This window comes from Streptomyces sp. NPDC030862 (assembly GCF_055571835.1).
Window position 1 is genome coordinate 867507 of sequence record NZ_JBVIEN010000001.1, and the last position, 17862, is coordinate 885368.

A 17862-nucleotide genomic window follows, 5' to 3' on the forward strand; every position below is an offset into this window, starting at 1 on the left:
GCCGTCGACCAGCCCGCCTCGACACGAGGAGACACATGCGACTCTCCCGAAGACACATCCTCCTGACAGCCTGCTCGGCAGCCGCCGCCACGGCGCTCTCGCTCAGCGGCGCCCGGACCGCTGCCGCCGCCATACCTTCCCCCGCCGGACCCGGCACGCGGGACATGCTCAAACCCACGGACCCGGACGCCATCATCCCGGTGGTCTCCGACCACTGGTACGCCGAGGGCGTGTCCCGCGAACCGCTCAACGGCTGGGTCCACTGCACGGGCGGGGGCGAGCGCTGATGGCGTCCCGGCTGGTCACCCGTGCGGCATGGGGCGCCAAGGCGCCGAAAAAGGTGTCCCACGACATACGGCCCGGCGACGGCGGTGTGGCCGTCCACCACATCGGCGAAAGGCCGCTGGCCCTCGCAAGCCATGCCCAGTGCGCTCCACTGGTACGCAGTGTGCAGGACACCCATATGAGCGGGGAGTACGACGACATCGCCTACTCCTTCCTGGCGTGCCCGCACGGCTATGTGTTCGAAGGCCGCGGATACGGCGTCAGGACCGGGGCGAACGGCACCAAGGACGCCAACGACCGCTTCTACGCGGTGTGCGCGCTGACGGGCGGACCCGCCGGCGGCTACGACCCCGTCACCCCCGGGTTGGTCGAGGCGATCCGCACCGCCATCGCCGGCCTGCGTTCCCTCGGCGGCGCCGGGGCCCGCATCGTCGGGCACCGTGATCTCACGGCCACGGAATGCCCCGGGGCGCTCTACGCGTATGTGCGCGACGGGCGGTTCGAGCCCGGAACCGCCCCGGGGCCGGGCGGGGAGGAACCGCCTCCGCCCGGGCAGGAGGTCCCCTGGCCGGGCGTGCTGCTGCAGTACCCGCCCGTCACCGTGCACTGGAGCGCGAGGACGTGGCAGGAACAGATGCGCAAGCGCGGCTGGACCATCGACGTGGACGGCGCGTACGGGGAGCAGTCCCGCCGGGTGTGCCTCGCCTTCCAGCGGGAGAAGGGGCTCACCGTCGACGGCGTCGTCGGCCGCGACACCTGGCAGGCGGCCTGGCGCGCCCCCGTGACCGCCCCCGCGGACGGCGACAGCTCCCACCGCGACGCACCGCCCTGGCCCGGGGTGCTCTTCAGCTACCCGCCGTTCACCCGGCACCCCGGGGTCGCCACGTGGCAGGCCCGCATGCGCGAGAGGGGCTGGTCCCTCGACGCGGACGGGGTGTACGGCAGCCGGTCGCGGGAGGTGTGCCTCGCCTTCCAGCGGGAGAAGCGGCTCACCGCGGACGGCACCGTCGGACCGGCGACCTGGCAGGCGGCCTGGTCCGCCCCCGTCACCTGAGACCACGTCACCTGACATCGAATCACCTGACACCGGAAGGAGACCGCCTTGCTCCCCTCGCCCACGCCCCGCGGCCGTGGCCGCGCACGGATCAGCACCTGGATCGGCACGTTCGCCGCCGCGACCCTGGCCGCGCTCACGGTCACGGCCACGTCCGCCCGCGCCTCCACCGCGCCCCCGGCCGCGCCCCAGCCGACGGTCGCCGCCGCGCCGAGCGACGGCCTGCCGGGCTACTGCGGCCACTACTCCGGCAGCGACATGGTCATCCGGGGAGAGACCGGGAAGAAGGTCCTGGAAATCCAGTGCCTGCTGCGGCAATGCGGCTACGCCGCAGAGCTCGACGGCGTGTTCGGACCGGGCCTGGAAGCGTCCGTCAAGCGCTTCCAGCGCGACCACGGCATCGCCCCCGACGGGAAAGTCGGCCCGCACACCTGGCGAGAGCTGCGGAAGTGCGGTGACCCGGCCGCGGCCTGATCCGGACCCGTCGTCAGTCGCCGTGCCCCAGCTGGAGGTCCCGTTCGGTGCGCCCGCCGCCCGCCACCTGGAGCACCGTCGCCACGGGCGGGTAGCCGGAGGCGATGACCGTGTACGCGCCGGACGACAGGTCCGCGAAGCGGAAGACGCCGTCGGGGCCCGTGGTGAGCGTGTCGACCACGTTGCCCGCGGCGTCGAGCAGCGTCACGCGCGCGTCCTCCACGAGGCGGCCGCCGGTGGTCCGTACGGTTCCGCGCAGCATCGCGCCGCCGGCCAGCTCGATGATCTGCCGGGTCTCGCGGGAGGCGTGCACGCTCACCGGCAGGGCGACGGGCCGGAAGTCCGGGGCACTCGCGGCCAGGGTGTACTCCCCCGCGACCAACGCGGCCATCACATAGCCGCCGTCGCGGCCGCTGCGCGTGGCGGCGACGACCTCGCCGCGTACGTCGGTCAGGGTGACGGCGGCGTCCCGTACGGGCGTGCCGTCGGCGGTGACCACGGTTCCGGCGAGGCGCCCGGCGCCGCCGAGCGCGATGTCGAGCTCGACGGGCCGGTCGCCCGCGGTGACGGTGACGCTCACGGCCTGCGGCTGGTGCCCGGGGGCCGCGGCGATCAGCACGTACGCCCCGGGCCCCGGCACGCTGAGCGCGTACCGGCCGTCGTCGCCGCTCGCCCCGCGCCCGACCTGCCGCCCCTGCCCGTCGACGAGCGTGAGGGCGGCGCGCGGTACGCAGCTGCCGTCGTGGTGCTGGACGGCGCCGCAGACGGGCACGCCGGAGCCGTACGGCGAGGAAGGCCAGACGGCCCCGTCGGAAGCGGAAGCGGGAGCGGGGCCGAGGTCGGGAGCGGGAGCGGCGGTGCGGGCCGCGGGAACGGAGGCCGTCGACGCGGTGGGGGCGTTCTGGGACACCAGCGGTTTCTCCTTGAGGAAGCAGGCGAGCAACAGGCCCAGCGCGAGTACGGGCACCAGGACGACGAGGAAGAACCGCGGCGTCATACCGCCGTGTCCCTGGACGCCTCCGTCGCCCGCCAGGGTGGAGACGGCGGCGGCGCCCAGGCAGCCGCCGAGCAGCCGCACCTGGAAGTGCGCGGCCGTGGCGGCGCCGAGGTCGGCGCGCGGCGCGGCCTGCTGGACGGCGGCGACGAGCGCGGGCAGCGCCAGACCGACGCCGGTGCCGAGCACGGCCTGCCAGACGCTGTGGTCGAGGACCGGCGTGCCGGGTTCGAGGCGGGAGAGCAGCCCCGTGCCGACGGCGGCGACGGCGCAGCCGAACACCGGGTGGATCCGGTGGTGCCCGGTGCGGGCGATGAGCTGTCCGGAGACCAGCGAGCCCAGCACGATGCCGCCCGCGAGCGGGACGAGCGGCGGCAGCGCGCCCCGCGGCCCGAGGAGCACCGGCAGCCAGGCGGCGGCCGCGTACAGCGCCGTGCCGGTCAGCGCGCCCACGAGTCCGCTGACGAGGAGGGGGCGTGCGAGCCCGAGCGGCACGAGCGGTTCGGCGGCGTAGTGCCCGGCGACGAAGGAGAGCAGCAGCGTTCCGGCGGCGCCGCAGGCGAGGCCGAGGATGACGCGGGAGTCCCAGGCGTACCGCGTACCGCCCCAGGTGGCCAGCAGCACCAGGCAGGTGGAGGCGGTGCCCAGCAGCAGCGCGCCGAGGACGTCGAAGCGGCGGCGCTCGTCCGCGTACGACGGCCGGAGCGGCCGGAGCGGCCTCAGCCCGGCGCCGACGACGATCAGCACCAGCAGGCCCAGGGGGGCGTTGGCGTAGAAGATCCAGCGCCAGGAGACCCGCACGGCCTCCCCGACCGGCGGCCCGGCCACGGCGGCGGCCCCGAGCACCGCGCCGAGCACGCCCAGGAAGCGGGCGCGGGCCGGGGCGGGAACGAGGTCGGCGGTGATCGCGTGCGCGCCGGCCAGCAACCCGGCGGCGCCGACGCCCTGCAGGGCGCGGCAGGCGATGAGCTGGTCCATGGTGCGCGACCAGCCGGCCAGCGCGGACCCGGCCACGAAGAGGACGAGGGCCGCCTGGAAGACGCCCTTGCGGCCGCGCAGATCCCCGAGCCGGCCCTGGACGGGCAGGGTCACGGCGGCGGCCAGCACGGGGGCGACGACCACCCACACCGACCGCGCGCCGCCGCCGAGTTCGTCGACGATGCGCGGCAGGAAGGGGACGACGGCCGTCTGCTGGAGCGCCGCGAGGAGCAGCGCGAGCACGAGCGCGGTGAAGACGAGGCGGACGTGCCGCTGCGCGGGGGCGTCGGCCGGGTGGTCCGGACCGGGTGGCGGCGCGTCCTCCGGAGCGGCCGCCTGCTCGTCATCGGTCAGCGTGATCCCACCCACGAACCTGCTCCCCTCCGTCGCGTCCGCTCCGGCGTCCGCTCGGACGCCTGCGCGGCGCCATTCTTCGCATTGCGCGCTCAGCGGGAGCAAGCCGCCCAATTGGGGTGACGGCGGGCGTGGGAGAGGGGGCGGCCCCCGGCCATCAGGGGCTTTGCCGCGCTCCCCGGCGTACGCAACGCCGAGGAGCGGACGGCAAGATCACCCGAATCGGTGACCCGTACCGGTGGCCTTGGCCCGAGGCTCTACTTCTCGACCTCGGAGGCAAGCTTGGCGAGCACCTCGTCGTAGATGCGGCCCAGGCCCTTGGGGGCAAAGGTGCGCTCGAAGAAGCCGCCGATGCCGCCGGCGCCGTTCCAGACGGTGGTGACGACGACCCGGGAGCGGCCCTCGCCGGCCGGGGTGACGGTCCAGGTGGTGACCATGGAGGAGTTGCGGTCCTTCTCCACCAGGCGGCCGTCGCTGGGCTCGGTCACCTCCAGCAGGCAGTCGCGGACGCGCTTGCTGGTGGCCTGGAGCTTCCAGTGGACGAGGGTGCCCTCGCCGTCGCCGCCCTCGCGCACCTGGTACTCGCTGAAGTGCTGGGGCAGCAGCTTCGCGCGGGTGTCCTTGTAGTCGGCCAGCGCGTCGAACACCGTCTCCGCGTCCGCCGCGATGACCCGCTCCGTCGTGGCCTCGACCTGCGCCATGCCTTGTCCTCCAGCACTCGTTCCATAAGGGGGACCCAGCCAACCACTTGGACCGGACACGCCCAAATCGAGGGCCCCACGGACAGGGCGCAAGCGATCATGGGAACAATTGTTCTATTCTCTGGCCCATGCGCTGGGACCATCTGAGCGACCGCTCCGCCGACGCCGTGCTGTTCGGTACGGACGCCGTGACCACCCGTACCTTCGACACGCCCGAGTTCCGGGGCATCACGTTCCACGAGGTGCGGGCCCGTTCGATCGTGAACCGGGTTCCCGGCGCCTCGCGCATGCCGTTCGAATGGACGGTCAACCCCTACCGGGGCTGCACCCACGCCTGCGTGTACTGCTTCGCGCGCAAGACGCACAGCTACCTCGACCTCGACACCGGACTCGGCTTCGACTCGCAGATCGTGGTGAAGATCAACGCCCCCGACCTGCTGCGCCGTCAGCTCGCCGCCCCGAGCTGGCGGGGCGCGCACATCGCGATGGGCACGAACGTCGACTGCTACCAGCGCGCGGAAGGCAGGTACCGGCTCATGCCGGGCATCATCGCCGCCCTGCGCGACCGGGCGAACCCGTTCTCGATCCTCACCAAGGGCACCCTGCTCCTGCGCGACCTGGAGCTCATCCTCCAGGCCGCCGAGGTCACCGACGTCTCCATCTCGGTCTCGGTCGGCTTCACCGACCACGAGCTGTGGCGCACCGTCGAGCCGGGCACGCCCGCGCCCGAACGCCGCCTCGACGTCGTACGGACCCTCACGGACCACGGCGTCGAATGCGGGGTGCTGATGGCCCCGGTCATCCCGTTCCTCGGCGACCACCCCGACCAGCTGCGCGCCACCGTCCGCGCGATCGCCGCCTCCGGGGCGGTCTCCGTGACCCCGCTCGCCCTGCACCTGCGGCCCGGCGCACGCGAGTGGTACATGTCCTGGCTGCACCGCCACCACCCGCACCTGGTGGGCCGGTACGCGCGGCTGTACGCGGACGGGGCCTACGCCCCGAAGTGGTACCAGCGCCGGATCACCCGTCAGGTGCACGAGTTCGCCGACGAGTTCGGCATCGGGCCCGGCCGGCGCCGGGGTGAGACGCCCCCCGTCCCGGTCGCCGAGGAGCCCACCCAGCTCACCCTGTTGTGAACGGACTTCTGATCAGATCCTCTGATCGGGTCAAGTCTGACCGGAAGCCGACTTCCGGGCCGGATTGCGGGGACGATCCGCCGAGGGACCGTTCCGTCCGGCTCGGGAGGCCATATGCAGAAACGCGCCGCAGTGCTGATCGCCGCCGGGGCGGTGATGGCGGGCGCCGTCACCGCCGTCCCCTCCATGGCGGAGCCCAGAACCCCCGAGCCGAGAGCCGCGGCGCCCAGCTGGAAGGCGTGCGCCACCAAGCAGTACCCCAAGCTCCAGTGCGCGACGGTCCGGGCACCGCTGGACCACGACGACCCGGGCGGCGAGCAGATCACGCTGGCGCTGTCGCGGATCCCGCACACCGCGAAGACCTCGCAGGGCCCGCTGCTCGTCAACCCGGGCGGCCCGGGCGCGAGCGGGCTCACCATGGCCGGGTTCGTCGCGGCGTCGCTGCCCGCCGAGGTCGCCGCGCAGTACGACATCATCGGCTTCGACCCGCGCGGCGTGGGCGCGAGCAAGCCGGCGCTCGACTGCAAGCCGGGCTACTTCGCCCCCGTACGCCCCGACTCCCTGCCCCGCGACTTCGACACCGAGCGCACCAACCTCACCAGGGCCGCGTCCTTCGCGCGGGCGTGCGACGACAAGTACGGCACCCTGCTGCACCACATGGGCACGGTCAGCGCGGCGAAGGACCTGGACGTGATCCGGCAGGCCCTCGGTGCGGAGAAGATCAACTACTTCGGTTACTCGTACGGCACGTACCTCGGCGCCGTCTACGCCAAGCTCTTCCCGCAGCGGGTGCGGCGGGCCGTGCTGGACTCCGTGGTCGACCCGCAGGCGGTGTGGTACGACGCCAACCTCGCGCAGGACCTCGCCTTCGACGCCCGCCACAAGGCGTTCCTGGCCTGGGTCGCGCGGCACGATGCGACGTACCGCCTGGGCACCGACCCGGCGAAGGTCGAGGCGCGCTGGTACGCGATGCGCGCCGCGCTGGCGAAGGCCCCGGCGGCGGGGAAGGTGGGCCCGGCCGAGCTGGAGGACACCTATCTGCCGGGCGGGTACTACAACGGCTTCTGGCCGACGCTGGCCGAGGCGTTCTCCGCGTACGCCAACGAGAAGGACACCGCGCCCCTCGTGTCGGCCTTCGAGTCGCTGGCGGCGGCCGACCCCACGGACGACAACGGTTACTCGGTCTACACGGCGGTGCAGTGCCGGGACGCCGCGTGGCCCCGCGACTGGGGCCTGTGGCACCGCGACAACTGGGCCGTCCACGCCAAGGCGCCCTTCTCCACCTGGAACAACGCCTGGTACAACGCGCCGTGCGCCTTCTGGCCCGTCGGGTCGGCGACCCCGCCGGAGATCGCGAACGACGCGCTGCCCCCGGTACTGCTCTTCCAGGCGACGGAGGACGCCGCCACGCCGTACGGCGGCGGCGTCAGCGTCCGCCGCGCGCTGCGCGGCTCCAGCCTGATCGTCGAACAGGGCGGCGGCAACCACGCGATCACCCTGGCCGGCAACGCCTGCCTCGACGGCCACTTGGCGCGCTACCTGGAAACCGGCGAGGTCCCCCGCGCCACGGTCACCGGCACCGGCGCGGCCGCCGACGCGGACGCGGTCTGCGCGGCGACACCGGAGCCGAGCCCCCGGACGGCCCGCGCGGCCGCCCCGCTCCCCCACCCGGCCCACCGCGTCTGACCAGGGCTGATCAAGACGACACCCCCTACGGCCCCGGCCGCTCCAGGCGCGTGAGCGCCTCCGTGGCGGCCGGGGCCAGGCGCGGGCGGAGGCGGGCCGCTTCGAGGACCGGCCGGGCGCGGGCGTCGCCCAAGGCGCCCAAGCCCTCCGCGCAGGCGACCGCCACCCGCCAGTACGGGTCGGCCGGATCGGCGAGGCGCCGCTCCAGGACCGTGACCAGCGCCGGTACGGACTCGGGCGCCCGCAGCCGGGCCAACAGCCGTACCGGCGTGAGCGCGTAGGCGACGCGCAGCTCGTTGGTGGCGAGCGCGGCGGCGGCCCGCGCCGTCCGCGGATCACCCAGCCGCGCCAGCGCGTACGCGGCGGAGACGCAGCGCTCCGGGTCCCGGTGGTTCAGCAGCAGCACCAGCGCCTCGAAGGCGCGCCGGTCACCGGCGAGCCCCAGCCGGAACGCCGCGAGCTCGCGCGCCCACAGCGGCTGACCGCCCCGCGTGAGCACCGCCGCGAGCTCCTCCGGGTCGTCGACGGCGACGAGCCGTTCGTACGCGTCCGACGCGCCCGCCCCCTCCGCCTCGTCCCGCAACCGGTCCACGAGCGAGCGGAACTCCTCATCCACGGCCGTCATGGCCGTCAGCGTAGCGAGCGTCACATGGTCCGGGGAGTCCCAGGACTGGCGCGCTCGTTACCCGCCGGTTAATCTCAAGTGAGCGGGACACACCCGCGAACGCACTCACGGCGGCCTGGTGACGCAGCCGCCGCGAGCGCCGTGTCCGTCGGTTCGGCACACCTGGCACTTCTGTACGACGTGGCTCCGGGACAGGGTCCGTCGCTTCTCCACCGCGACCCGCGCGCGACGCGCGGCAGCGCGAACGCACCCGCATGTGCACTCGCGCTCACGCCGAGAACGCACGCGCTCCGCGAGGCACCGCACCGCACGCATCGCCGCCGTGCGCGCCCGCGCCCCTCATTCAGTCGTCACTCATCCCTGGAGTCCCGTGATGGACACCCCTCTCTCCACCATCGCCGTCGTCGGTCTGGGCACGATGGGCTCCGGCATCGCCGAGGTTCTCGTCCGGGCGGGCCGTGAGGTCATCGGCATCGACGTCAGCGAGGCCGCCGCCCGCCGCGCCGTCGGCTGCCTGGAGGCCGCCACCGCCCGCTCCGTGGCCCGTGAGCGGATCACCGAGGAGGAGCGGCGCGACATCCTCGCCCGCTTCCGCACCTTCTCCGACCTCCGGGCCGCCGCCGACGCCGACCTCGTGATCGAGGTCGTGCCCGAGTCGTACGAGCTCAAGCAGCAGGTCTTCCGGGAACTGGACGGCATCGTCCGCCCGGACGCGATCCTCGCCACCGGCACCAACGCCCTGTCGGTCACGCGGCTCGCCGCCGACTCCGCGCACCCCGAGCGCGTGCTGGGCCTGCACTTCTTCAACCCGGCCCCGGCGATGAAGCTGGTCGAGGTGGTGTCCTCGGTGCTGACCGCCCCGCAGGCCGTCGCCGCCGTCACGGACCTCGCCCACCAGCTGGGCAAGGAGCCCGTCGCCGTCGGCGACCGGCCCGGCTTCGTCGCCGACGGCCTCCTCTTCGGCTACCTGAACCAGGCCGCGGCGATGTACGAGTCGAAGTACGCCTCCCGCGAGGACATCGACGCCGCGATGCGGCTGGGCTGCGGCCTGCCGATGGGCCCGCTCGCCCTGCTGGACCTGATCGGCATCGACACCGCCCGTACGGTCCTGGACGCGATGTACGCCGAGTCGGGTGACCGCCTGCACGCCCCCGCGCCGGTCCTCCGGCACCTGAGCGAGGCAGGCCTGACGGGCCGTAAGGCGGGCCGGGGCTTCTACACGTACGAGGAGCCGGGCAGCGGCGTCGTGGTGCGCGACGCGCTCACGCCCTCGGAGACGGCCGCCACGGGCGAGGTCCGCGAGGTCCGCTCCGTCGGCGTCGCGGGCTCCGGCACCATGGCGAGCGGCATCGCGGAGGTCTTCGCGAAGGCCGGGTACGCCGTGGTCCTGGCCGCCCGCTCGCTTGAGAAGGCCGAGACGGCCAAGGGGCGCATCGCGAAGTCGCTCGCGCGCTCCGTCGAGAAGGGCAGGCTGACCGCCGAGGCGGCCGACGAGGCGCTCGCCCGCGTCACCCCCGCCGGCTCCCTGGACGCCTTCGCCGACGTCGACCTCGCCGTGGAGGCGGTGGCCGAGGACCTGGAGGTCAAGCGGCAGCTGTTCGCCACGCTCGACAAGGTCTGCAAGCCGGGCGCGGTGCTCGCCACCACCACCTCCTCCCTGCCCGTGGTCGCCTGCGCGCGCGCCACCTCGCGCCCGCAGGACGTGATCGGGATGCACTTCTTCAACCCGGCGCCCGCGATGAAGCTGGTGGAGGTCGTCCGTACGGTGCTGACCGCCGACGACGTCCACGCCACCGTCCGCGAGGTGACCGCGAAGATCCGCAAGCACCCGGTGGACTGCGGTGACCGGGCCGGTTTCATCGTGAACGCGCTGCTCTTCCCGTACCTGAACAACGCGATCAAGATGGTCGAGAACCACTACGCCTCGCTCGACGACATCGACGCCGCGATGCGGCTGGGCGGCGGCTACCCGATGGGTCCCTTCGAGCTGCTGGACGTGGTCGGCCTGGACGTCTCGCTCGCCATCGAGCGGGTGCTGCACCGCGAGTTCCGCGACCCCGGCCTGGCGCCGGCCCCCCTCCTGGAGCACCTGGTGGCGGCCGGCTGCCTGGGCCGGAAGACGGGGCGCGGTTTCCGCGAATATGCCCGGCGCTGAGCCGTACGGGGAGTGGGGCGGGCTGCTCGGCGGGGCGGCCGAGCGGTCGGGCAGCCCGGCCCCACAGGCGCGGTCTCCTGCACCGATGCAGTACGTTCAGGTCATGTCCCAGCCCGCTGATGCCGCCCGCCGACCCCCTCGTGCCGCCTCCTCGTCCGACGCCCCGGAGAGTGCCGCGGGCAGCCGCGCCGCCGCGCAGCGGCTCAAGATGCGCCGTGAGCTCGCGGCCGCGGCCATGGAACTGTTCGCGACCAAGGGGTACGAGGCGACGACGGTCGACGAGATCGCCGCCGCGGCGGGGGTCGCCCGCCGGACCTTCTTCCGCCACTTCCGTTCCAAGGAAGAGGCGATCTTCCCCGACCACGACGACACCCTGGTGCGCGCCGAGGCGGTGCTCAACGCCGCCCCGCCGCACGAGCACCCGCTGGACACGGTCTGCCGGGGCATCAAGGAAGTCATGAAGATGTACGCGGCGTCCCCCTCGGTCTCGGTCGCGCGCTACCGCCTCACCCGCGAGGTACCCACCCTGCGGGAGCGCGAGATCGCCTCGGTGGCCCGTTACGAACGGCTGTTCACGCGTTATCTGCTGGGCCATTTCGACGAACGCGACCACCACGACGGCAACGACGACCCGCTGCTGGCGGAGGTGGCCGCGTCGGCGGTGGTCACGGCGCACAACCACGTGCTGCGCCGCTGGCTGCGGGCCGGCGGCCAGGGCGACGTGGAGGCGCAGCTGGACCACGCCTTCGCGATCGTGCGGGAGACCTTCGGCACCGGCATAGGCGCCGGCCGCTCCGGTGCGGGCGGCGCCCCGGTCCCGACGCCGGCCGCCACGGCGAGCACCACCGGCGACGTGCTGGTGACGGTGGCCCGCACGGACGCGCCGCTGGAGGAGATCATGCGCAGCATCGAGCGCACCCTGAAGGAACACGGCTAGCCGCTCTCCTTCCCCACGCCCGCCGGGCTCGACGTCACCGTCGAGCCCGGCGGGCGTTTGGCATGCCGGAAAACCCTGCGCCCGATCGATCATCGCTCATCTGTGACCGGCAGATGACATCTGAGAGAAATTGTTGGCACTCAGTGTCTTGCGGCCTGGCACGCGGTGTCATACGTTGATGTTGTCCGGGCGGCCGGCGTGCAGAGAACTTCTCGTACGCCGGCTGTCCCCGCACAACATCGTTGTCGCGCGCCCGGACGCCTGCGTCACAGGCACTCTTCGCGCACCACCCAGCGCTGCCAAGCCGAGCACCACCCGCCGAACCGACGGCACACCTCCCAGCAGCACTTCCCCGACGTTCAACCCAGCGTCTTCCCCTCAAAGACGCTTCTTCGCCGGAGGCAACACCGTGAAGGAAATCCTGGACGCGATCCAGTCGCCGGACACCACGACCGCCGACTTCGCCGCACTGCCGCTCCCCGAGTCGTACCGCGCGGTGACCGTGCACAAGGACGAGACCGAGATGTTCGCCGGTCTCACCACGCGCGAGAAGGACCCGCGCAAGTCGCTGCACGTCGACGACGTGCCGCTGCCCGAACTGGGTCCGGGCGAGGCCCTGGTGGCCGTCATGGCGTCCTCGGTGAACTACAACTCCGTGTGGACGTCGATCTTCGAGCCGGTCTCGACCTTCGCCTTCCTGGAGCGGTACGGAAAGCTCTCGCCGCTCGCCAAGCGCCACGACCTGCCGTACCACATCATCGGCTCCGACCTCGCGGGCGTCGTCCTGCGCACCGGCCCCGGCGTCAACGCCTGGAAGCCGGGCGACGAGGTGGTCGCGCACTGCCTGTCGGTGGAGCTGGAGAGCCCCGACGGCCACTCCGACACGATGATGGACCCCGAGCAGCGCATCTGGGGCTTCGAGACCAACTTCGGCGGCCTGGCGGAGATCGCCCTCGTCAAGTCCAACCAGCTGATGCCCAAGCCCGACCACCTCAGCTGGGAGGAGGCGGCGGCGCCGGGCCTGGTCAACTCGACCGCGTACCGCCAGCTGGTCTCCCGCAACGGCGCCGGCATGAAGCAGGGCGACAACGTGCTCATCTGGGGCGCCAGCGGCGGCCTCGGCTCGTACGCCACCCAGTTCGCGCTGGCCGGCGGCGCCAACCCCATCTGCGTCGTCTCCAGCGACCAGAAGGCCGACATCTGCCGCTCGATGGGCGCCGAGGCGATCATCGACCGCAACGCCGAGGGCTACAGGTTCTGGAAGGACGAGCACACCCAGGACCCCAAGGAGTGGAAGCGCTTCGGCAAGCGCATCCGCGAGCTCACCGGCGGCGAGGACATCGACATCGTCTTCGAGCACCCCGGCCGCGAGACCTTCGGCGCCAGCGTCTACGTCACCCGCAAGGGCGGCACCATCACCACCTGCGCCTCCACCTCCGGCTACATGCACGAGTACGACAACCGCTACCTGTGGATGTCGCTGAAGCGGATCGTCGGCTCCCACTTCGCCAACTACCGCGAGGCGTGGGAGGCCAACCGCCTGATCGCCAAGGGCAAGATCCACCCCACCCTGTCGAAGGTGTACGCGATGGAGGACACCGGCCAGGCCGCGTACGACGTCCACCGCAACCTCCACCAGGGCAAGGTCGGCGTGCTCTGCCTCTCCCCCGAGGAGGGCCTGGGCGTGAAGAACCAGGAGATGCGGGACCAGCACATCGACGCCATCAACCGCTTCCGTAACGTCTGAGGTCTGAGGTTTCCTAGATGACAGAGCGTCAGAAGGACCGGCCGTGGCTCATGCGGACGTACGCCGGTCACTCCACGGCGGAGGCGTCGAACGAGCTGTACCGGCGCAACCTCGCCAAGGGCCAGACCGGCCTCTCGGTCGCGTTCGACCTGCCGACGCAGACCGGGTACGACCCCGACCACATCCTCGCCCGCGGCGAGGTGGGCCGGGTCGGGGTCCCGGTCTCGCACCTCGGTGACATGCGCCGGCTGTTCCAGGACATCCCGCTGGAGCGCATGAACACGTCCATGACCATCAACGCCACCGCCATGTGGCTGCTGGCGCTCTATCAGGTGGTCGCCGAGGAGCAGGGCGCGGACATCACCAGGCTCCAGGGGACGACGCAGAACGACATCGTCAAGGAGTACCTGTCGCGCGGGACGCACGTCTTCCCGCCGGGTCCGTCCCTGCGCCTGACCACCGACATGATCACCTACACGGTGAACCACATCCCGAAGTGGAACCCGATCAACATCTGCAGCTACCACCTGCAGGAGGCGGGCGCCACTCCGGTCCAGGAGATCTCGTACGCCATGTCCACGGCGATCGCCGTCCTCGACGCGGTGTTCGCCTCCGGGCAGGTGCCCGAGGAGCGGAAGGGCGACGTCGTCGCGCGGATCTCCTTCTTCGTGAACGCAGGCGTCCGCTTCATCGAGGAGATGTGCAAGATGCGCGCCTTCGGCCGCATCTGGGACACGATCACGCGCGAGCGGTACGGCATCGAGGACCCCAAGCAGCGCCGGTTCCGCTACGGCGTGCAGGTGAACTCGCTCGGGCTGACCGAGGCGCAGCCGGAGAACAACGTCCAGCGCATCGTCCTGGAGATGCTGGCCGTGACGCTGTCGAAGGACGCCCGAGCCCGTGCCGTGCAGCTCCCGGCGTGGAACGAGGCCCTGGGCCTGCCCCGCCCCTGGGACCAGCAGTGGTCCCTGCGCATCCAGCAGGTGCTGGCCCACGAGAGCGACCTGCTGGAGTACGACGACATCTTCGCCGGCTCGCACGTCGTCGAGGCCAAGGTGGACGCCCTGGTCACCGAGTGCCTCGCGGAGATCGAGCGGATCCAGGAGATGGGCGGCGCGATGGCCGCCGTCGAGTCGGGCTACCTCAAGTCGCAGCTGGTCTCCTCGCACGCCGAGCGGCGGGCCCGGATCGAGGCCGGCGAGGAGAAGATCGTCGGCGTCAACATCTTCGAGACGACCGAGCCCAACCCGCTCACCGCCGACCTGGACACCGCGATCATGACGGTGGACCCGGCCAACGAGGCGCGCGTGGTCGCGAAGCTGCACGAGTGGCGCGACAACCGCGACGAGGGCCGGGCCCAGGAGGCCCTGGCCCGGCTGAAGGCGACGGCGGCCGGGGACGAGAACCTGTTCCCCGCGACCCTGGAATGCGCCCGCGCGGGCGTCACCACCGGGGAGTGGGCCTGGGCACTGCGGGACGTCTTCGGCGAGTTCCGGGCGCCGACGGGCGTGTCGTCCGCGCCGGTGGCGGTCGCCGCCGAGGAGGGCACCCCGCTCGCCGCCGTACGCGAGAAGGTGGCGCGGACGGCGTCCGAGCTGGGCGCGGGGCGGCTGCGGCTGCTGGTCGGCAAGCCGGGCCTGGACGGGCACTCCAACGGCGCCGAGCAGATCGCGGTGCGTGCGCGGGACGCCGGCTTCGAGGTGGTCTACCAGGGCATCCGGCTGACGCCCGAGCAGATCGTGGACGCCGCCCTGGCGGAGGACGTGCACTGCGTGGGACTGTCCATCCTGTCCGGCTCGCACGCCGAGCTGGTCCCCGACGTACTGGCCCGGCTGCGTGAGGCCGGCGCGTCGGACATCCCGGTGATCGTCGGCGGGATCATCCCGAACGCCGACGCCGCCGAACTGAAGCGGGCGGGCGTGGCCGCCGTCTTCACCCCGAAGGACTTCGGTATCACCGAGATCATCGGACGTATCGTCGACGAGATCCGGACAGCGAACAAGCTCAACCCTGTAGAAACCACGGAGGTCCCCGCATGACGACCGTCAACCGTCTCCGCCCGCGCCGCTCCTGCCTGGCGGTCCCCGGCTCCAACCCGCGCTTCCTGGAGAAGGCGCAGGGGCTGCCGGCCGACCAGGTCTTCCTGGACCTGGAGGACGCGTGCGCGCCGCTCGCCAAGCCGGAGGCGCGGCACACCATCGTCAAGTTCCTCAACGAGGGCGACTGGACGGGCAAGACCCGGGTCGTGCGGGTCAACGACTGGACCACCGAGTGGACGTACCGCGACGTGGTCACGGTCGTCGAGGGTGCGGGCCCGAACCTCGACTGCATCATGCTGCCGAAGGTGCAGACCGCCGAGCAGGTCGTGGCGCTGGACCTCCTCCTCACCCAGATCGAGAAGACGATGGGCTTCGAGGTCGGCCGGATCGGCATCGAGGCGCAGATCGAGAACGCCCAGGGCCTCAACAACGTCAACGCGATCGCGCAGGCCTCGCCGCGCATCGAGACGATCATCTTCGGCCCGGCGGACTTCATGGCCTCCATCAACATGAAGTCGCTGGTCGTCGGCGAGCAGCCGCCCGGCTACCCGGCGGACGCGTACCACTACATCCTGATGAAGATCCTGATGGCGGCCCGCGCCAACGATCTGCAGGCGATCGACGGCCCGTACCTTCAGATCAAGAACGTGGACGGCTTCCGCGCGGTCGCCGGCCGCGCCGCCGCGCTCGGCTTCGACGGCAAGTGGGTGCTCCACCCGGGTCAGGTCGACGCGGCGAACGAGGTGTTCTCGCCCTCCCAGGAGGACTTCGACCACGCCGAGCTGATCCTGGACGCGTACGAGTACTACACGTCCGAGGCGGGCGGCAAGAAGGGCTCCGCGATGCTCGGCGACGAGATGATCGACGAGGCCAGCCGCAAGATGGCGCTCGTCATCTCCGGCAAGGGCCGCGCCGCCGGCATGACCCGTACGTCGAAGTTCGAAGCCCCGGAGGCGTGAGCACCATGCAGTTCGGCCGTACCTACGAAGAGTTCGAAGTCGGTGCCGTCTACAAGCACTGGCCCGGGAAGACGGTCACCGAGTACGACGACCACCTCTTCTGTCTGCTGACGATGAACCACCACCCCCTCCACATGGACACGAACTATGCGGAGAAGACGACGGATTTCGGGAAGAACGTCGTCGTCGGCAACTACATCTACTCGCTCCTGCTGGGCATGTCCGTGCCGGACGTCTCCGGCAAGGCGATCGCCAACCTGGAGATCGAGTCGCTGCGCCACGTGGCGCCGACCTTCCACGGCGACACCATCTACGGCGAGACCACCGTCCTCGACAAGACGCCGTCGAAGTCGAAGAGCGACCGCGGGATCGTGTACGTCGAGACCAAGGGCTACAAGCAGGACGGCACGCTGGTCTGCGTCTTCCGCCGCAAGGTGATGGTGCCGACCGAGCAGTACATCAAGGAGCGCGGCGGCGAGCAGCCGGGCCGCCCGGAACCGAAGGTGCAGGAGAAGTAGCCATGGCCCGACTCGCCCAGACCCACGGTCTGACCGATGTCCAGCAGGAGATCCTCTCCACGGTCCGGGACTTCGTCGACAAGGAGATCATCCCGGTCGCCACGGAGCTGGAGCACCGCGACGAGTACCCGCAGGCGATCGTCGACGGTCTGAAGGAGCTGGGTGTCTTCGGCCTGATGATCCCGGAGGAGTACGGGGGGCTGGGCGAGTCCCTGCTCACGTACGCGCTGTGCGTGGAGGAGATAGCGCGCGGCTGGATGTCCGTCTCGGGCATCATCAACACCCACTTCATCGTCGCGTACATGCTCAAGCAGCACGGCACGCAGGAGCAGAAGGACACCTTCCTGCCCCGGATGGCGGCCGGCGAGGTGCGGGGCGCCTTCTCGATGTCGGAGCCGGGGCTCGGCTCCGATGTGTCGGCGATCACGTCGAAGGCGGTCAAGGACGGCGACGAGTACGTTCTGAACGGCCAGAAGATGTGGCTCACGAACGGCGGAACGTCCACGCTCGTGGCCGTCCTCGTCCGAAGTGACGAAGGACACCCCGAGGGCACCGCGCCCCACAAGTCGATGACGACCTTCCTCGTGGAGAAGGAGCCCGGCTTCGGAGAGGTCCGGCCCGGCCTGACCATCCCGGGGAAGATCGACAAGATGGGCTACAAGGGGGTCGACACCACCGAGCTCATCATGGACGGACTGCGCATTCCGGCCAATCGCGTGCTCGGCGGGGTCACCGGCCGAGGGTTTTACCAAATGATGGACGGCGTCGAGGTGGGACGCGTGAACGTGGCGGCACGTGGCTGTGGCGTCGCGCAGCGTGCCTTCGAGCTGGGTGTCTCGTATGCCCAGCAACGTCACACTTTCGGGAAGCCGATCGCTCAGCACCAGGCGATCCAGTTCAAGCTGGCCGAAATGGCTACCAAGGTCGAGGCCGCTCATGCCATGATGGTCAACGCAGCTCGCAAAAAGGACTCCGGGGAGCGAAACGACCTGGAAGCAGGGATGGCGAAGTACCTCGCCTCCGAGTACTGCAAAGAGGTCGTGGAGGATGCCTTCCGTATCCATGGTGGCTACGGGTTCTCGAAGGAGTACGAGATCGAGCGTCTCTACCGAGAGGCTCCGATGCTGCTGATCGGTGAAGGTACCGCCGAAATCCAGAAAATGATCATTGGGCGTCGGCTGCTCGAGGAGTACCGGTTCCAGGGTTGATTGTCGCTTTTC

At 71.4% G+C, this 17862-nt stretch carries 15 protein-coding genes; 12 read left to right on the top strand and 3 right to left on the bottom strand.

All coding sequences use genetic code 11. The annotated features are described in order from the left end of the window. Positions 1-35: 35 nt before the first annotated feature. Genes ACZ42X_RS03975 through ACZ42X_RS03985 form a run of 3 tightly spaced genes read left to right on the top strand, consistent with a single transcriptional unit; the run spans position 36 to position 1813 of the window. On the top strand, positions 36-287 hold the full coding sequence (locus ACZ42X_RS03975) for a hypothetical protein (protein WP_468283978.1): 252 nt from the start codon (positions 36-38) through the stop codon (positions 285-287). Between the two features lie 53 nt (positions 288-340). Further along, on the top strand, positions 341-1339 hold the full coding sequence (locus tag ACZ42X_RS03980) for a peptidoglycan recognition protein family protein (protein ID WP_468283980.1): 999 nt from the start codon (positions 341-343) through the stop codon (positions 1337-1339). Positions 1340-1387: 48 nt separating this feature from the next. After that, complete coding sequence (locus ACZ42X_RS03985) at positions 1388-1813, top strand: peptidoglycan-binding domain-containing protein (protein ID WP_468283982.1); 426 nt, start codon at positions 1388-1390, stop codon at positions 1811-1813. 13 nt (positions 1814-1826) lie between these two features. On the opposite strand, the gene ACZ42X_RS03990 is transcribed toward ACZ42X_RS03985, so the two are convergent. Together ACZ42X_RS03990 and ACZ42X_RS03995 are read right to left on the bottom strand one after the other, a co-directional pair. Then, the gene (locus ACZ42X_RS03990; protein WP_468283984.1) at positions 1827-4154 is read right to left on the bottom strand and encodes an MFS transporter; all 2328 of its coding nucleotides are present in this window, start codon (positions 4152-4154) and stop codon (positions 1827-1829) included. 242 nt (positions 4155-4396) lie between these two features. Next, positions 4397-4840 carry an SRPBCC family protein gene (locus ACZ42X_RS03995; protein WP_468283986.1) on the bottom strand — a complete coding sequence of 148 codons (444 nt, stop codon included), beginning with the start codon at positions 4838-4840 and terminating at the stop codon, positions 4397-4399. A gap of 128 nt (positions 4841-4968) precedes the next feature. Between ACZ42X_RS03995 and ACZ42X_RS04000 the strand changes: the two genes are divergently transcribed. Both ACZ42X_RS04000 and ACZ42X_RS04005 read left to right on the top strand, forming a co-directional pair. Then, positions 4969-5976, top strand: a complete 1008-nt coding sequence (locus ACZ42X_RS04000; protein ID WP_468283988.1) for an Rv2578c family radical SAM protein — start codon at positions 4969-4971, stop codon at positions 5974-5976. A 114-nt stretch (positions 5977-6090) separates the two neighbouring features. Then, positions 6091-7662 carry an alpha/beta hydrolase gene (locus ACZ42X_RS04005; protein WP_468283990.1) on the top strand — a complete coding sequence of 524 codons (1572 nt, stop codon included), beginning with the start codon at positions 6091-6093 and terminating at the stop codon, positions 7660-7662. 25 nt (positions 7663-7687) lie between these two features. On the opposite strand, the gene ACZ42X_RS04010 is transcribed toward ACZ42X_RS04005, so the two are convergent. Further along, on the bottom strand, positions 7688-8278 hold the full coding sequence (locus ACZ42X_RS04010) for a HEAT repeat domain-containing protein (RefSeq protein WP_468284130.1): 591 nt from the start codon (positions 8276-8278) through the stop codon (positions 7688-7690). A gap of 382 nt (positions 8279-8660) precedes the next feature. Here ACZ42X_RS04010 and ACZ42X_RS04015 point away from each other — a divergent pair, with 382 nt between their 5' ends. The 7 genes from ACZ42X_RS04015 to ACZ42X_RS04045 all read left to right on the top strand — a co-directional run bounded on the left by ACZ42X_RS04015 (position 8661) and on the right by ACZ42X_RS04045 (position 17850). After that, positions 8661-10442, top strand: a complete 1782-nt coding sequence (locus ACZ42X_RS04015) for a 3-hydroxyacyl-CoA dehydrogenase family protein (RefSeq protein WP_468283992.1) — start codon at positions 8661-8663, stop codon at positions 10440-10442. 103 nt (positions 10443-10545) lie between these two features. Next, positions 10546-11379 carry a TetR family transcriptional regulator gene (locus ACZ42X_RS04020; RefSeq protein WP_468283994.1) on the top strand — a complete coding sequence of 278 codons (834 nt, stop codon included), beginning with the start codon at positions 10546-10548 and terminating at the stop codon, positions 11377-11379. 409 nt (positions 11380-11788) lie between these two features. Next, complete coding sequence (gene ccrA / locus ACZ42X_RS04025; protein WP_468283996.1) at positions 11789-13126, top strand: crotonyl-CoA carboxylase/reductase; 1338 nt, start codon at positions 11789-11791, stop codon at positions 13124-13126. Positions 13127-13143: 17 nt separating this feature from the next. Then, a complete protein-coding gene (locus ACZ42X_RS04030; RefSeq protein WP_468283998.1) occupies positions 13144-15165 on the top strand; it encodes a protein meaA in 2022 nt (673 codons plus the stop codon). After that, positions 15162-16124, top strand: coding sequence for an HpcH/HpaI aldolase/citrate lyase family protein (locus ACZ42X_RS04035; protein ID WP_356645562.1), 963 nt, complete (start codon positions 15162-15164; stop codon positions 16122-16124). The genes ACZ42X_RS04030 and ACZ42X_RS04035 overlap by 4 nt, the downstream gene beginning before the upstream one ends. Before the next feature lie 5 nt (positions 16125-16129). Further along, positions 16130-16642 (top strand): MaoC family dehydratase, encoded by a 513-nt coding sequence (locus tag ACZ42X_RS04040; protein WP_361416820.1) that lies wholly within the window; start codon positions 16130-16132, stop codon positions 16640-16642. A 2-nt stretch (positions 16643-16644) separates the two neighbouring features. Next, positions 16645-17850: an acyl-CoA dehydrogenase family protein gene (locus ACZ42X_RS04045; protein WP_355363236.1), complete on the top strand. Its 1206-nt coding sequence runs from the start codon at positions 16645-16647 to the stop codon at positions 17848-17850. Positions 17851-17862: the final 12 nt, after the last annotated feature.

What these genes read in the sequence shown, in the direction of transcription:
- ACZ42X_RS03975 (WP_468283978.1), top strand. Translation starts at nt 36, where the DNA reads ATGCGACTCTCCCGAAGACACATCCTCCTGACAGCCTGCTCGGCAGCC.
- ACZ42X_RS03995 (WP_468283986.1), bottom strand. Translation starts at nt 4,840, where the DNA reads ATGGCGCAGGTCGAGGCCACGACGGAGCGGGTCATCGCGGCGGACGCG.
- ACZ42X_RS04000 (WP_468283988.1), top strand. Translation starts at nt 4,969, where the DNA reads ATGCGCTGGGACCATCTGAGCGACCGCTCCGCCGACGCCGTGCTGTTC.
- ACZ42X_RS04005 (WP_468283990.1), top strand. Translation starts at nt 6,091, where the DNA reads ATGCAGAAACGCGCCGCAGTGCTGATCGCCGCCGGGGCGGTGATGGCG.
- ACZ42X_RS04015 (WP_468283992.1), top strand. Translation starts at nt 8,661, where the DNA reads ATGGACACCCCTCTCTCCACCATCGCCGTCGTCGGTCTGGGCACGATG.
- ACZ42X_RS04020 (WP_468283994.1), top strand. Translation starts at nt 10,546, where the DNA reads ATGTCCCAGCCCGCTGATGCCGCCCGCCGACCCCCTCGTGCCGCCTCC.
- ACZ42X_RS04030 (WP_468283998.1), top strand. Translation starts at nt 13,144, where the DNA reads ATGACAGAGCGTCAGAAGGACCGGCCGTGGCTCATGCGGACGTACGCC.
- ACZ42X_RS04035 (WP_356645562.1), top strand. Translation starts at nt 15,162, where the DNA reads ATGACGACCGTCAACCGTCTCCGCCCGCGCCGCTCCTGCCTGGCGGTC.
- ACZ42X_RS04040 (WP_361416820.1), top strand. Translation starts at nt 16,130, where the DNA reads ATGCAGTTCGGCCGTACCTACGAAGAGTTCGAAGTCGGTGCCGTCTAC.
- ACZ42X_RS04045 (WP_355363236.1), top strand. Translation starts at nt 16,645, where the DNA reads ATGGCCCGACTCGCCCAGACCCACGGTCTGACCGATGTCCAGCAGGAG.